This is a genomic window from Stenotrophomonas sp. INTA L402-1, assembly GCF_059295135.1.
Window position 1 is genome coordinate 12,220 of sequence record NZ_JCAFWP010000004.1, and the last position, 12,618, is coordinate 24,837.

Annotated in this window: 10 protein-coding genes; 2 read left to right on the forward strand and 8 right to left on the reverse strand. The window is 67.0% G+C overall.

Features of this window, described 5'->3' with window-relative positions; genetic code table 11:
- Positions 1–15: 15 nt before the first annotated feature.
- The 3 genes from AC5O77_RS04770 to AC5O77_RS04780 form a co-directional block, all read right to left on the reverse strand.
- Positions 16–2,079: a TonB-dependent copper receptor gene (locus AC5O77_RS04770; RefSeq protein ID WP_494506544.1), complete on the reverse strand. Its 2,064-nt coding sequence runs from the start codon at positions 2,077–2,079 to the stop codon at positions 16–18.
- Between the two features lie 72 nt (positions 2,080–2,151).
- Positions 2,152–2,583 (reverse strand): DUF2946 domain-containing protein, encoded by a 432-nt coding sequence (locus tag AC5O77_RS04775; protein WP_494506545.1) that lies wholly within the window; start codon positions 2,581–2,583, stop codon positions 2,152–2,154.
- 629 nt (positions 2,584–3,212) lie between these two features.
- A complete protein-coding gene (locus AC5O77_RS04780; RefSeq protein WP_043403003.1) occupies positions 3,213–4,196 on the reverse strand; it encodes a LysR family transcriptional regulator in 984 nt (327 codons plus the stop codon).
- Between the two features lie 207 nt (positions 4,197–4,403).
- On the opposite strand from AC5O77_RS04780, the gene cysK reads away from it, so the two are divergent.
- Entirely contained in the window at positions 4,404–5,363 is a 960-nt protein-coding gene (gene cysK, locus AC5O77_RS04785) for a cysteine synthase A (protein WP_014038293.1), read from the forward strand.
- A gap of 275 nt (positions 5,364–5,638) precedes the next feature.
- Positions 5,639–6,238: an O-acetyl-ADP-ribose deacetylase gene (locus AC5O77_RS04790; RefSeq protein WP_032127873.1), complete on the forward strand. Its 600-nt coding sequence runs from the start codon at positions 5,639–5,641 to the stop codon at positions 6,236–6,238.
- Positions 6,239–6,329: 91 nt separating this feature from the next.
- On the opposite strand, the gene AC5O77_RS04795 is transcribed toward AC5O77_RS04790, so the two are convergent.
- From AC5O77_RS04795 to AC5O77_RS04815, 5 genes are all read right to left on the reverse strand, one after another.
- On the reverse strand, positions 6,330–7,478 hold the full coding sequence (locus AC5O77_RS04795; RefSeq protein ID WP_049400593.1) for a hypothetical protein: 1,149 nt from the start codon (positions 7,476–7,478) through the stop codon (positions 6,330–6,332).
- 129 nt (positions 7,479–7,607) lie between these two features.
- Positions 7,608–8,612, reverse strand: a complete 1,005-nt coding sequence (locus tag AC5O77_RS04800) for a class I fructose-bisphosphate aldolase (RefSeq protein ID WP_010481439.1) — start codon at positions 8,610–8,612, stop codon at positions 7,608–7,610.
- A 196-nt stretch (positions 8,613–8,808) separates the two neighbouring features.
- Positions 8,809–10,275 (reverse strand): pyruvate kinase, encoded by a 1,467-nt coding sequence (gene pyk / locus AC5O77_RS04805; RefSeq protein ID WP_032127871.1) that lies wholly within the window; start codon positions 10,273–10,275, stop codon positions 8,809–8,811.
- A gap of 215 nt (positions 10,276–10,490) precedes the next feature.
- Positions 10,491–11,144 carry an HAD-IA family hydrolase gene (locus AC5O77_RS04810; RefSeq protein WP_478057694.1) on the reverse strand — a complete coding sequence of 218 codons (654 nt, stop codon included), beginning with the start codon at positions 11,142–11,144 and terminating at the stop codon, positions 10,491–10,493.
- Entirely contained in the window at positions 11,141–12,316 is a 1,176-nt protein-coding gene (locus AC5O77_RS04815; protein ID WP_032127869.1) for a phosphoglycerate kinase, read from the reverse strand. The genes AC5O77_RS04810 and AC5O77_RS04815 overlap by 4 nt, the downstream gene beginning before the upstream one ends.
- Positions 12,317–12,618: the final 302 nt, after the last annotated feature.

The following is a 12,618-nucleotide window of genomic DNA, read 5'->3' on the forward strand; positions in this document are numbered from 1 at the left end:
TTTACACCCGGCGGATCAGTACCGGTAGTTCACCTTCATCCACAGGCTGCGGCCCGGCTCGTTGATGCGCACCGGGTCAGCCGGAAAACCGAAGTCGGCGCTGCCGGCCAGATTCAGGTGCTCGCTGTAGGCACGGTCGAACAGGTTGTCGACGCCCGCGCTGAGCTGCAGCTGCGAACTGAAGCGGTAAGCAGCGTTGAGCGCGAAGGTGGCGAAGCCGGCACTCGGCCCCAGGTCCTGCGCGACCACATTGCCTTGGCCATTTGCGACACGATGCTGGTGGGTCACCACGCGCAGCAGCGCACCGGCACTCCAGCGCTGGCCTTCCCAGTTCGCGCTCAGGCGTGCTTCCAGTGGTGGCATCTGCGGCAACGGGCGATGCTGGTCGCGGTTCTCGCCCCAGGCATAGGCCAGCGTGCCGCCCAGCTTCCACTGCTCGGCCACGCTCACTTCCAGGCCCGCCTCGGCACCAGCGATACGTGCATCAACGTTGCGGGCCTGGCTCATGCCCATCATGCCGCTGCCGTGGTAGGTGAACAGGATGTAGTCCTGGATCTGCCCAGCGTACGCCGACACCCACGCCTGCACACGGGGCCCCTTGTATTGCATGCCCACATCAAGCTGGGTGGTGCGCTCGGGCTGCACGCCGGTGAACGCGTTCACCGCACCGGCCGGGCCGTGGTTGGGCGAGAACAGCTCCCAGTAGTCGGGCATGCGTTCACTGTGGCCGAGGCCTGCGTACCAGGTCAGGCCGTCGGCCAGATCCTGCTCGTAGCGCAGGAATCCACTGCCCAGCCATTCCTTGCGCTGCAGGCCAGCGGTCGGGTTCGGCCGGTTGCCCATCATCCCGCGCACCGACTGCCGCTCATCGCGGACGCTGGCGCGATCGATGCGCAGCCCGCTGATCCAGCGCTGTTCGGTGCCGGCGCCGAGGGTCAACTCAGTAAATACACCATAGCGGCGGAAGTTGGCATCGGTCTCCCACGCCGCCTGCCGGTAGGCGTCGCGGCCCATGCCCATGCGGCCGCGGTGACGACTGTCCTCGCCATCCACACCGGCCACCAGCTGCACATCCTGCCAGCGCCACTCGGAACTGACCCGCCCGCCCTGGGTGCGGCGGTCCACGTTCGAGGCCATCGGCATCGGCATCATGCTGTGCGGGTTCGGCGTGCGCAGCGTGTAGTTGTCCATCACGTGATCGGCCTCGTTGTAGTACACATTGGCCTGCAGCGTGTCCCACGCACCCGGCAGGTTGCGCTTCTCGAAGCGCGCCGCGTAGCTGGTGCGCTCGAACGCGGCACCGTCCATGCCACGGCCCGCGTAGCGCGCGATCGCATCGCCGGCACCGGCGGAGATTTCCAGCAGCGTGTCGGCATCCGGCGTCCAGCCGATGGCCACGTCGCCGTTCCACTTGCGCCACTTCGACGGCACCACGTCGCCATTGCCGTCCTTGTAGTCATCGGCTTCGGAACGGTTGCCGCTTGCACGCACGTAACCGGTCGGATTGCCCAGGGTCAGGTCCAGCACCTGGTCGTTGCGGTTGCGCGAACCGACCAGCGCACTGGCATCGGCACGCAGGCCCGGCTCCTCGAAGCGCGGCGTATCGCGCTCGAAACGCACGGTGCCGGCCGACGCGCCCGCCCCCCAGCGCACGCTCTGCGGGCCCTTGATGATGGTCAGCCGGTCGAAGCTTTCCGGCGCGATGTAGGACAGCGGATTGTCCATCCGCGACGGGCAGGCACCGATCAGGTTGCCATCGTTGCTGAGGATGTTCAGGCGCGAACCGAACATGCCGCGCAGCACCGGGTCACCGTTGGTGCCGCCGTTGCGGATGGCGGAAAAACCGGGAACGGTCTTCAGGTAATCGGCACCGTCGCTGGCCGGCACCGGCTGCCGCGGCAGGCGCGGGTCGGTCACCCAGTGCAACGGGGACGACGGTGCGGCGGCGGTGACCACCATCGTGTCGAGGGTACGTGCCTCTTCGGCAGGCGCAGCGTGGGCCAGTGACGCAGCCACGGCCAGGCCAAGGGCAACCGGCAGGCGCGCGCAGGCGCCCGCGGGGCGGGAAGTCATTTTCATCGGAACAGCTCCAAAGTACGCACGCGCGCACGGCGCCGGGTCAGGCGTCGTGCGGCAGATTCGATAGGGATATCAGCGGACGAAGGAGAAGCGCGGTGGCCCGCGCGCGGCATGCGCCGGCCAGCGCAGCGCAGGCGGTACCTGTTGTGACCAGGGAAATACCAGCCGCGGTCGCCACAGCAGCGGCAACAGCAGTACCAGCACCGCCAGCCACGGCAGCAGGCGCATCGCCAGCACGCAGTATTCGCAGGCTTCGCCGTGCATGGCGTGGGGGTCGGGCGGGCGGCTGGGCGCGGCCGGCGCGGCGCCGTGCTGATCGTGCCCGGCCATGGCCATGTCGTGCATGTCATGGCCCATGGCGGCGTGGTCCATGCCTGCCATCGCGGCATGCTCCATCGGCTGCGCCTGCAGCGCGCGGCTGACCAGTGGCGCAAGCACCATCAACAGCGTCGCCAGGACGGCGAGCTGGAGCAGGAGGCGCTGCGGGCGGGACGGGCGGGTCACCCCGCTAGTGTAGAGCCGGGTCCAGGGTTGCCCGTGCGACGAACCGTCGCAGGAGGGGTTTTTCGGCAGGGCTGCGCCCTGCACCCGCAGAGGCTACGTCCACGGCAAGAGCCGAAGCAACATCTAAAGCTGGCTTCCTGTGGGTAGGCGGGGCGGGTCCGGTTGCGGGGGCCGCTGCAAGTACGTCCATGTAAGCTCGGTCGCCGCATCCATGCGGCTCACGCCCCCGCAACCGGACCCACCCCGCCTTCGACAGATTTCTGCGATCTGCAGTAGATCCACGCCATGCGTGGATGAATCTCCATCGGAATCGAACATTTCGAATTGGAATCGAAATGCATCCACGCATGGCGTGGATCTACCGTGTCGACCAAGGTCGACACCTACCAACAGCCGCCAGAATCTGTCAGAGGTGGGGCGGTGTGGGAGTGCGGGGTGTCAGCCGCATGGATGCGGCTGCCAAGCCTACAGGGACGTACTTGCGGCGTCCCCGCACTCCGACACCGCCCCGCCACCCCACGCAATGCCAGCTTCTGCTGTTGCTGTTGCTGTTGCTGTTGCTTCTGAGGTTGCCGGCCAGCGGCCGGCACTACCGCGGGTGCAGGGCGGCACGCCCTGCTCGACCCACCTCACACCGTGATGGTCTGGGTCAGTGACTCCCACGTCGGTGGCACCGGCCACGCCGCCGCCTGGTTGCCATCCAGCACCCTGCGCAGATCACGCGGATCGATCTGCGGTGCCAGCACGTGCACCAGCTCCAGCGCGTAATCGCGCAGCACGCGATCGCGAGGCAGCACCGCCCAGGCAATGCACTCAGTGATCGGCTCCGGGGCCGGCCACGACCTCAGGTCTTCGTCGTTGGAACTGACCGCCATCTCCGCCAGCAGGCCCACGCCCAGACCGGTACGCACGTAGGTTTTGATCAGGTCGGCATCGAGCGCGGTCAGCGCCAGATCCGGCACCAGGCCGTTCGCAGCGAAGGCGCGCTGCAACGAGGAATTCGGCCGGGTCGAGGATTCGTAGCTGATCAATGGCTGGCGGGCAAGCGCGGCCAGGTCTGGGGCGCGGCCGGCGCGGTCCAGCGGGTGGCCCTTCGGTACCACCACCAGACGTCGCCAGCGGAACAGCGGCACCGCGATGCCGTCGGTGGGCTCACCGCCAGCGGTGCTGATGATCGCAATATCGGCATCACCCTGGTTCAAGCGGTCCAGCGCGTCGGCTTCACCGGCCTGCTGCAGGTGCACGCTCACCTGGGGATAGGCCTGCTTGATCGCTGCCACCGCCGGCGGCAGCACGAAGCGCGCCTGGGTGTGGGTGGTGGTCAGGATCAGCTGGCCCTGGCTCTCGCGGCGCTGGTTGGCCGCGTAGGTGCGGATGTTGTTGGCCTCGGCCAGCACCGCACGAGCGCGGGCGATGACCTCGGTGCCGGCCGGGGTGACCGACTCCAGGCTGCGGCCCTTGCGCACGAACAACAGGAAACCCAGCTCGTCCTCCAGCTGCTTGAGCTGCTTGGACAGGCCGGGCTGGGTGGCGTGCACGCGCGAGGCGGCCAGCGTGATGTTCAGCTCGGCGTCGGCGATGGCAACCAGGTAGCGCAGCTGGGTCAGCGTCATGGGAGGCAGGCGGCGTGGGGCGGAGGTCCACTCTAGGGTCAATTGCCGTCACCAGCTTATAACCAAAGGTTGTTTAAGAAAGGTATCTGGTCATTTCCGGGCGTCATATGCCGGCGCTACGGTCAGCCGGCAGCCGCTGGCCTGAACAGCCAGCCCTCCCCCTTCGCCCGCCGAAGCCCGGCGCGGCCCCGTTTCCGGAGCGCTTCCATGGCCCTGTACGACTCCATCCTCGATACCGTCGGCAACACCCCCATCGTCAGGCTGCAGCGCCTGGCGCCCCCGCAGGTCAGCGTCTACGCCAAGGTCGAGTCGTTCAACCCGGGCGGTTCGGTGAAGGACCGTCTGGCGCTGGCGATCATCCTCGACGCCGAGGCACGCGGCCTGCTCAAGCCGGGCGACACCATTGTCGAAGCCACTTCAGGCAACACTGGCGTGGCACTGGCGATGGTCGCCGCCGCGCGCGGCTACAAGTTCGTGGCCACCATGGTCGAGACCTTCTCGGTGGAGCGCCGCAAGCTGATGCGCGCTTACGGTGCCAAGGTGATCCTGACCCCGGCCGCCGAGCGCGGCAGCGGCATGGTGCGCAAGGCGGCCGAACTGGCCGAGCAGCACGGCTGGTTCCTGGCCAGCCAGTTCGCCAACCCGGCCAACCCGGCCTACCACCGCAACACCACCGCCGCCGAGATCCTGCGCGACTTCGCCGGCAAGCGGCTGGACTACTTCGTCAGCGGCTGGGGCACGGGCGGCACGCTTACCGGCGTGGGCGAAGTGCTGAAGGTCGCGCGCCCGCAGACCCGTATCATCGCCACCGAACCGGCCGGTGCCGCGCTGCTGAAGGGCGATGACTGGAAGCCGCACAAGATCCAGGGCTGGACCCCGGACTTCGTGCCGGACGTGCTCAACCGCGATGTGGTGGACGAACTGGTCTCGGTCGAAGATGACCGCGCGATCGCCACCGCGCGTCGCCTGGCTGCGGAGGAAGGCATCTTCGTCGGCATCTCCGCCGGCGCCACCGTGGCCAGCGCGCTGGACGTGGCCGCCCGCGCTGAACCGGGCTCGGTGATCCTGGCAATGCTGCCCGATACCGGCGAGCGCTATTTCTCCACACCGCTGTTCGCCGATGTGAATGAGGGTTCCGACGACGACTGGCTGGCCGGCCTGCCGTGATGCATTGGGTCGGATCCCTTTCCTGCAGGGAAAGGGCTCTGACCCGGTTTGCCAGAACCATGGATCGCAGGGGTCAGAGCCTTTTCCGTGCGGGAAAAAGCTCTGAGCCCTTTCTGCTTCAGCCTGCGTGAAGGCGTCGCCCGCCATCGTGCGTGAAGGCCGTCGGATCGCAGCGCGTGAGACGGTCATGACGCAGTATCGATGCCCTGTCCCCTACCGTGGGAACAGCCGGCGCAGATGCTGCGCGGAACACCTCACAGGCAGGAGACGGACGCATGAAGATCGAAGTTTGGCAGGGCGATATCACGACCCTGGCGGTGGATGCGATCGTCAACGCGGCCAATGAAACACTGCTCGGCGGCGGCGGCGTCGACGGCGCGATCCATCGCGCGGCCGGGCCGGCATTGCTGGCCGAGTGCGAGCAGTTGCCGGAACTGCGTCCGGGCGTGCGTTGCCCGACCGGTGAAGTGCGCGCCACCGACGCTTACGCATTGCCTGCGCGGCATGTACTGCACACGGTGGGCCCGGTCTGGCACGACGGCCAGCGCGACGAACCGGCATTGCTGGCCAACTGCTACTGGAAATCGCTGCAGTTGGCCGAGTCGCTGGGCGTGAAGTCGATCGCGTTCCCGGCGATCAGCTGCGGTGTGTATGGCTATCCGCTGTACCAGGCCGCGCAGATCGCAGTGACGGAAACACTGGCGTGGCAGCGCAGCCATGCACAGCCGATGCGCATCGTGCTGGTGGCGTTCAACACTGCTACGGCGAAGGCCTACCAGCAGGCATTGAGCGCCGCGGGACAAAGCACGGACAACGAACCGCGCGGGTCGATGCTGCCGCCTCTGGGCGATGCGGGCTTCGCCGCTGCGCACTGAACCGCAGCGCTTCCGGTAAAAGGAAAGGCCGGGCATTGCCCGGCCTTTCCCGTTGCGGCCTTGAGGTCATCCACGCTACGTGTGGATCACCTCAACGGCTGGCTGCTTCCACCGCAGCAGCGGCGTCATCGGCCACGGCAGCAGCGGCATCCGCAGCGGCGCGTGCGGCCGAGGCGGCAGCACCGTCGGCGCTGGCACCTTCGACCTGCACGCGCACTTCCACCAGGCCCGCACCGTTGTTCAGGCTGGACACGTCGACGGTGTAGTGACCGGCCGGCAGCGTCTCTTCCAGGCGTGCATTGGTGCCATTGCCACCGTCGTCGTCGGTCAGCTCGACGTCGCCGCCGACCACGCGCAGCACGGTATCGACCTGGCTGGAAATCGCATCCAGGCGCACGTCGGCCGGACGATCCAGGGTCAGCAGGAAGCGGCGGCGGCCTTCGTTATCGAGCATGGTGTACGCGCTGCCCGACTTCGGCAGTGCCGTGCCATCGCGATCCACCAGGTTGCCTGGCAGTTCAATGCGGGTGGCCGACAGGGTGAACATGCCATTGACGCCGTCGCCGAGGCCGCGTGCAGTCAGGGTGTACTTGCCCGGCTTCAGCGAGAGGTTCAGGCGCGAGTTGGTGCTGTCGCCGCCATCATCGTTCTCGGCATCCACGCCCTGGCCGGACAGCTTCAGCACCGGATCGAAGACATCCGAGACCAGGCGGATCTCGTACAGGCCCGCCTTCTCCACCTGCAGGGTGTAGTCCTGCGAGTTGCTGGCCAGCATGTCGACGATCTCACCACTGCCCACCAGCGGCTTGCCGTCGTACGGCTTCAGCTTCTCGGCGCGCAGGCGGTACGGACCAAAGGCGCTGGGACCGTTGGCGTTGACCGCCACCTGGTAGGTGCCGCCACCGTTGGCACGGAAGGCCAGCGAGACATCGCCTTCGCGTTCGTAACCGGTATTGCTGGTGGACACCAGGCTGCCGTTGTTGAACACGGCAATCGAACCGGTCAGTGCGCCGGTGAGCTTCAGGCCGACCAGTTCCCTGTCTTCCAGCTTGATCTGGTACAGCTGGTGATGGCTGCCGTCGTTGAAGTTGATGCCGCTGCGCGAGGTGATCTCGCCGGACACCGGCTTGTCGAAATCGAGTGACGCGGCCTTGCCTGCGTCACCACCGCCACCGATGCGGTTGCAACCGCCGGCGATCAGGACCGTGGCGACGGCCAGTGTGATTGCTGCCAAACGCATGTTTTTTCTCCTTGGCCTTCCATGTATGTCCCGCACACCGGCCCGGTGCGTGGGGGCGGAAAAGATACCCGCAAAAGCAAACGCCGGCGTGATGCCGGCGTTGCCCTGTTCATCCTGCGATGGGACGGATCAACCGTTCCACTTGCCCAGCGCGGCCAGGCCGTTGTCCTTGGCGCGCTCGTACACGGTCTTCTGGGCGGCAGCGTAGTTGCCCTTCATGTCCTTGGCCCACAGCTTCAGCGCGGCCTGCTGCATGGCGCGGCCGTAGGAGAAGCTCAGCGGCCACGGCAGGTTGCCCAGCTGGTTCATCGCGTTCAGATGCTCGGTGGACTGCTCGTCGCTCTGGCCACCGGACAGGAACACCACGCCCGGCAGGATGGCCGGCACGGTGCTCTTCAGGCACATCACGGTCGACTCGGCCACTTCCTCGACGTCGGCCTGCTCATCGCAGCCCTTGCCGGAGATGACCATCGAGGCCTTCAGGATGGTGCCTTCCAGCAGCACGTTCTGCTGGTACAGGGCATCGAACAGCGAACGCAGGGTGGCTTCGGTGACTTCATAGCAGGTCTCGATGTCGTGGTCGCCGTCCATGATCACTTCCGGCTCGACCATCGGCACCAGGCCGCATTCCTGGCACAGGGCGGCATAGCGGGCCAGCGCATGGGCGTTGGACTCGATGCAGGTACCCGACGGGATGCTCTCGCCGATGTTGATGACCGCACGCCACTTGGCGAAGCGCGCACCCAGCTTGTAGTACTCCTGCAGGCGCTCGCGCAGGCCGTCCAGGCCTTCGGTCACCAGCTCGCCCGGGCAGCCGGCCAGCGGGTGCGCACCCTTGTCCACCTTGATGCCCGGAATCATGCCGTGGTCGGCCATGTACTTGGCGAACGGCACGCCGTCCTTGGTCGACTGACGGATGGTTTCGTCAAACAGGATGGCGCCGGAAATGTGCTCGTTGAGCTTCGGCGTGGTCAGCAGCAGTTCGCGGTAGGCACGACGGTTCTCCTCGGTGTTCTCGATACCGACGCCTGCGAAACGCTTGGCGATGGTAGCGGTGGATTCGTCGATCGCGATGATGCCCTTGCCCGGGGCAACCATGGCCTGGGCGGTTTCAGCCAGCTGTTCGATGCTCATGTACTTCCTGTGGCGGGTGCGGGAAAAACGTAAGTATAGCCCCGCCGCCCGTTGCACCGACGTGCAGGGCAGTCTGGAAACGATTCCAATGTCCGCACCGGACAGGCGATGTCCTGTTGCGCCGGGTCACGACCCCTTCGGGGATCTGACCCCGGGTCGGACCCGCGCAGCGGCTCCGACCCAGGGCCGCCTGGGTTTACAGATCGCCCAGGCCGCTGGCGCGGCCGTCTTCGCCCACTTCCAGCAGACGCAGGGTGTTGGTCGCACCCAGGGTTTCCATGTGCTCACCGCTGGTGAACACGACGCGGTCACCGGCCTGCAGCAGTTCGGCTTCCACCAGCAGACGGATGCTGCCGCGTGCGGCTTCACGCGGGGTCAGGCCACGGCTGTCGAAGTTGATCGGGTAGACATCGCGCATCAGCGCCATCTGGCGGCGTGCACCGTCGTGGCGGGTGACCGCGAACACCGGCGCCTTGGCGCGGAAACGCGACAGGTAGCGAGCAGTGCCACCGGATTCGGTCATCGCCACGATCGCGCGCACGCCCACGTGCTGCGACAGGAACATGGTGGCCATGGCAATGGCCTGGTCGGCACGTTCCAGGTTGCGCGGCGAAGCGTTGAAGTCGGTCTCGGTCTGGAACTGGCGCTCGGCCCCCAGGCAGATGCGCGCCATCGCTTCCACGGCCTTGACCGGCCAGGCACCGGCAGCGGTCTCGGCCGACAGCATCACCGCGTCGGTACCGTCGATGACCGAGTTGGCCACGTCCAGCACTTCGGCACGGGTCGGGATCGGGCTTTCGACCATCGACTGCAGCATCTGCGTGGCGGTGATGACCACCTTGTTCTGCGCCAGCGAGGCCTTGATGATCTTCTTCTGCAGCCCCGGCAGTTCGGCATCGCCGATTTCCACGCCGAGGTCGCCACGGGCCACCATCACCACGTCGCTGGCCTCGACGATCTCTTCCAGGTTCTCGATCGCCTCGGTGCGCTCGATCTTCGACACCAGCGCGGCATCGCAGCCGTGCGAGCGGGCGATCTCACGCGCGTCGTTCATGTCCTGCGCATTGCGGCAGAACGACACGGCGATGAAGTCGACACCGATCTTGGCCACGATGCCGATCAGTTCCTTGTCGCGCTCGGTCAGCGCGCCCAGCGACAGGCCGCCGCCCTGCTTGTTCAGGCCCTTGCGGTCGGACAGCACACCGTCGTTCAGTACGGTGTTGATGATGCGTTCGCCCTGCACTTCCACCACCTGCAGCTGCATCAGGCCGTCGTCGAGCAGCAGCACATCGCCCGGACCCACGTCCTGCGGCAGGCCGAGGTAGCTCACGCCCACCTGGGTGGCGTCACCCGGGCCGGCGCTGGTGCTGGCGATCAGGTCGAAGCGGTTGCCCGCCTTCAGCTGCACCTTGCCTTCAGCGAAGCGCTCGATGCGGATCTTCGGGCCCGGCAGGTCGGCCAGGATGCCGACTTCCACGCCCACGCGGGCCGCGGCAGCGCGCACTTCGGCAGCACGCTTGGCCTGGCCGGAGGGATCGCCATGGCTGAAGTTCAGGCGCACCACGTTGACGCCGGCGCGGAACAGATCCTCCAGCACGCCCGGCGGATCAGTGGCCGGACCGAGGGTGGCAAGGATCTTGGTGCGACGCTGACGCTCGAACATGGTGAATGGGCCTCTCCCGATAAAGAACGGAAATTAGCACATCCTTCACGCCGCATGTATACGGTTACAGCCTTGTGCTGCCTGACTTCGCGGGTCATCGAACGGACATCGGCCGGACATACGCTGGCGCAGGGTCGTGGTAGCGCCAGGGCATGCCCGGCGGGTGCTGGGGTTAAGCCGCCGGGCGTGGCCCGGCTTTACCGATCAACGGCGCATCACGCCAGCAGCGCTTCCAGCTGCGCCGGTTCACGGGCCAGCTGCCCGGCACCGGCTTCGGTGAGTTCGGCCTCACCGCCAAAGCCCCACAACACACCGACGCTGCGCAGGCCGTGGTGACGCGCGCCTTCGATGTCCATGCGGCGGTCGCCGATCATCCAGCAGTGCGCCGGCTGCACCTGCAACCGGCGCAGCGCTTCGCCGACCAGTTCCGGCTTGTGGCTGCGCGAGCCATCCAGGGTCGAGCCGACGATCTCCTCGAACAGCCCGCCGAACGGCAGGTGGGCAAGGATACGGCGCGCGTGCGGCTCGTTCTTGGCAGTGACCACCGCCAGGCGATGACCACGACCATGCAGCGTGCGAAGGGTGTCTTCCACCTGCGGGTACACCGTGTGCTCGCGCCAGCCCTCGACGTCGAAGCGCTCACGGTAGTAGCCCACCGCCTGTTCCACCCGCGCCGGCTCACCGAACAGCGGCGCGAAGGTGGTGCGCAGTGACGGACCGATCCAGCCCAGCAGGGTCTCCTGCGGTGGCACCGGATGGTCCATCTTCTGCAGCGCATAGGCGATGCAGGCGGTGATACCCACCTGCGAATCGATCAGCGTGCCGTCGAGGTCGAAGAACAGGACATCCTTGCTGCGGTCGGCACTCATGCGCCGCGCGCGTCGAGTGCTGCCACCGCTGGCAGGGTCTTGCCTTCCAGGAACTCCAGGAACGCGCCGCCACCGGTGGAGATGTAGCTGACCTGCTGAGCGATATCGAACTTGTCGACCGCGGCCAGGGTGTCGCCACCACCGGCGATGGAGAATGCCGGCGAACTGGCGATGGCACGGGCCAGCGCTTCGGTGCCCTTGCTGAAGGCCTCGAATTCGAACACACCGACCGGACCGTTCCAGACCACGGTACCGGCCTTCCCGATCAGCTGCGCGTACTGCGCCGCGGTCTGCGGGCCGATGTCCAGGATCAGGTCGTCTTCGGCAACGGCGTCGACCGCCTTCACTTCGGCAACCGCGTCCGGCATGAACTGCTTGGCGGTGACCACGTCCACCGGCAGCGGGATATCGGCGCCACGCGCCTTGGCATCGGCCACGATCTTCTTCGCGGTGTCCAGCAGGTCCGGCTCGTACAGCGACTTGCCGACGTTGTAGCCGGCGGCAGCGATGAAGGTGTTGGCGATGCCACCACCGACGATCAGCTGATCGACTTTGCCGACCAGGTTGGCCAGCAGTTCCAGCTTGGTGCTGACCTTGCTGCCGGCGACGATGGCCAGCAGCGGCTTGGCCGGTGCATCCAGCGCCTGCGCCAGCGCGTCCAGTTCGGCCATCAGCAGCGGGCCACCGGCAGCGACCGGGGCGAAGCGGATGACGCCATGGGTCGAGGCCTGCGCACGGTGCGCGGTGCCGAAGGCATCCATCACGAACACATCGCACAGGGCGGCGTACTTCTTCGACAGGGCTTCATCGTCCTTGCCCTCGCCGACGTTCATGCGGCAGTTTTCCAGCAGCACCAGCTGGCCCGGCTGCACGTCGACACCGTCGACCCAGTCGCGCACCAGCGGAACCTCGCGACCGAGCAGCTCGGACAGGCGCTGGGCCACCGGCGCCAGCGAATCGGCTTCGCTCCACACGCCTTCCTTCGGGCGCCCCAGGTGTGAGGTGACCATCACCGCCGCGCCCTGCTCCAGCGCGCGCTTGAGCGTCGGCAGCGAAGCGGTGATGCGCTGTTCGGAGGTGATGCGGCCATTCTCGATCGGCACGTTCAGATCCTGGCGGATCAGCACGCGCTTGCCGGAGAGGTCGAGGTCGGTCATGCGGACGATGGACATGGGCAACTCTTTGGCTCAGGGACGGGATGCCGGGCTACGGCAGACGGCCATTGTATCGGGTGCGGGTGGTGGGAGGGCCGATGCCTGCGGCAGGCAGAGGCGCAGGGCGACAGCGACAGCAACGGCAACAGCAACAGCAACGGCCGAAGCCAAAGCGCTGGCGCTTCGTGGTGCTGTGGATGGGCCGGGGTGGTGTGGGCTGGCAGGGGACGCCGTAGACCCATCCATGGGGGCTTGGTCGCGGCATCCATGCCGCTCACACCCCTGCCAGCCCACACCACCCCGGCCTCGACAGGTTCATG

Bases quoted from the DNA above. Each gene is read 5' to 3' on its own strand.
- AC5O77_RS04815 (WP_032127869.1), bottom strand. From the start codon at position 12,316: ATGTCCATCGTCCGCATGACCGACCTCGACCTCTCCGGCAAGCGCGTG.
- AC5O77_RS04810 (WP_478057694.1), bottom strand. From the start codon at position 11,144: ATGAGTGCCGACCGCAGCAAGGATGTCCTGTTCTTCGACCTCGACGGC.
- AC5O77_RS04795 (WP_049400593.1), bottom strand. From the start codon at position 7,478: ATGCGTTTGGCAGCAATCACACTGGCCGTCGCCACGGTCCTGATCGCC.
- AC5O77_RS04770 (WP_494506544.1), bottom strand. From the start codon at position 2,079: ATGAAAATGACTTCCCGCCCCGCGGGCGCCTGCGCGCGCCTGCCGGTT.
- AC5O77_RS04800 (WP_010481439.1), bottom strand. From the start codon at position 8,612: ATGAGCATCGAACAGCTGGCTGAAACCGCCCAGGCCATGGTTGCCCCG.
- AC5O77_RS04780 (WP_043403003.1), bottom strand. From the start codon at position 4,196: ATGACGCTGACCCAGCTGCGCTACCTGGTTGCCATCGCCGACGCCGAG.
- AC5O77_RS04790 (WP_032127873.1), top strand. From the start codon at position 5,639: ATGAAGATCGAAGTTTGGCAGGGCGATATCACGACCCTGGCGGTGGAT.
- pyk (WP_032127871.1), bottom strand. From the start codon at position 10,275: ATGTTCGAGCGTCAGCGTCGCACCAAGATCCTTGCCACCCTCGGTCCG.
- cysK (WP_014038293.1), top strand. From the start codon at position 4,404: ATGGCCCTGTACGACTCCATCCTCGATACCGTCGGCAACACCCCCATC.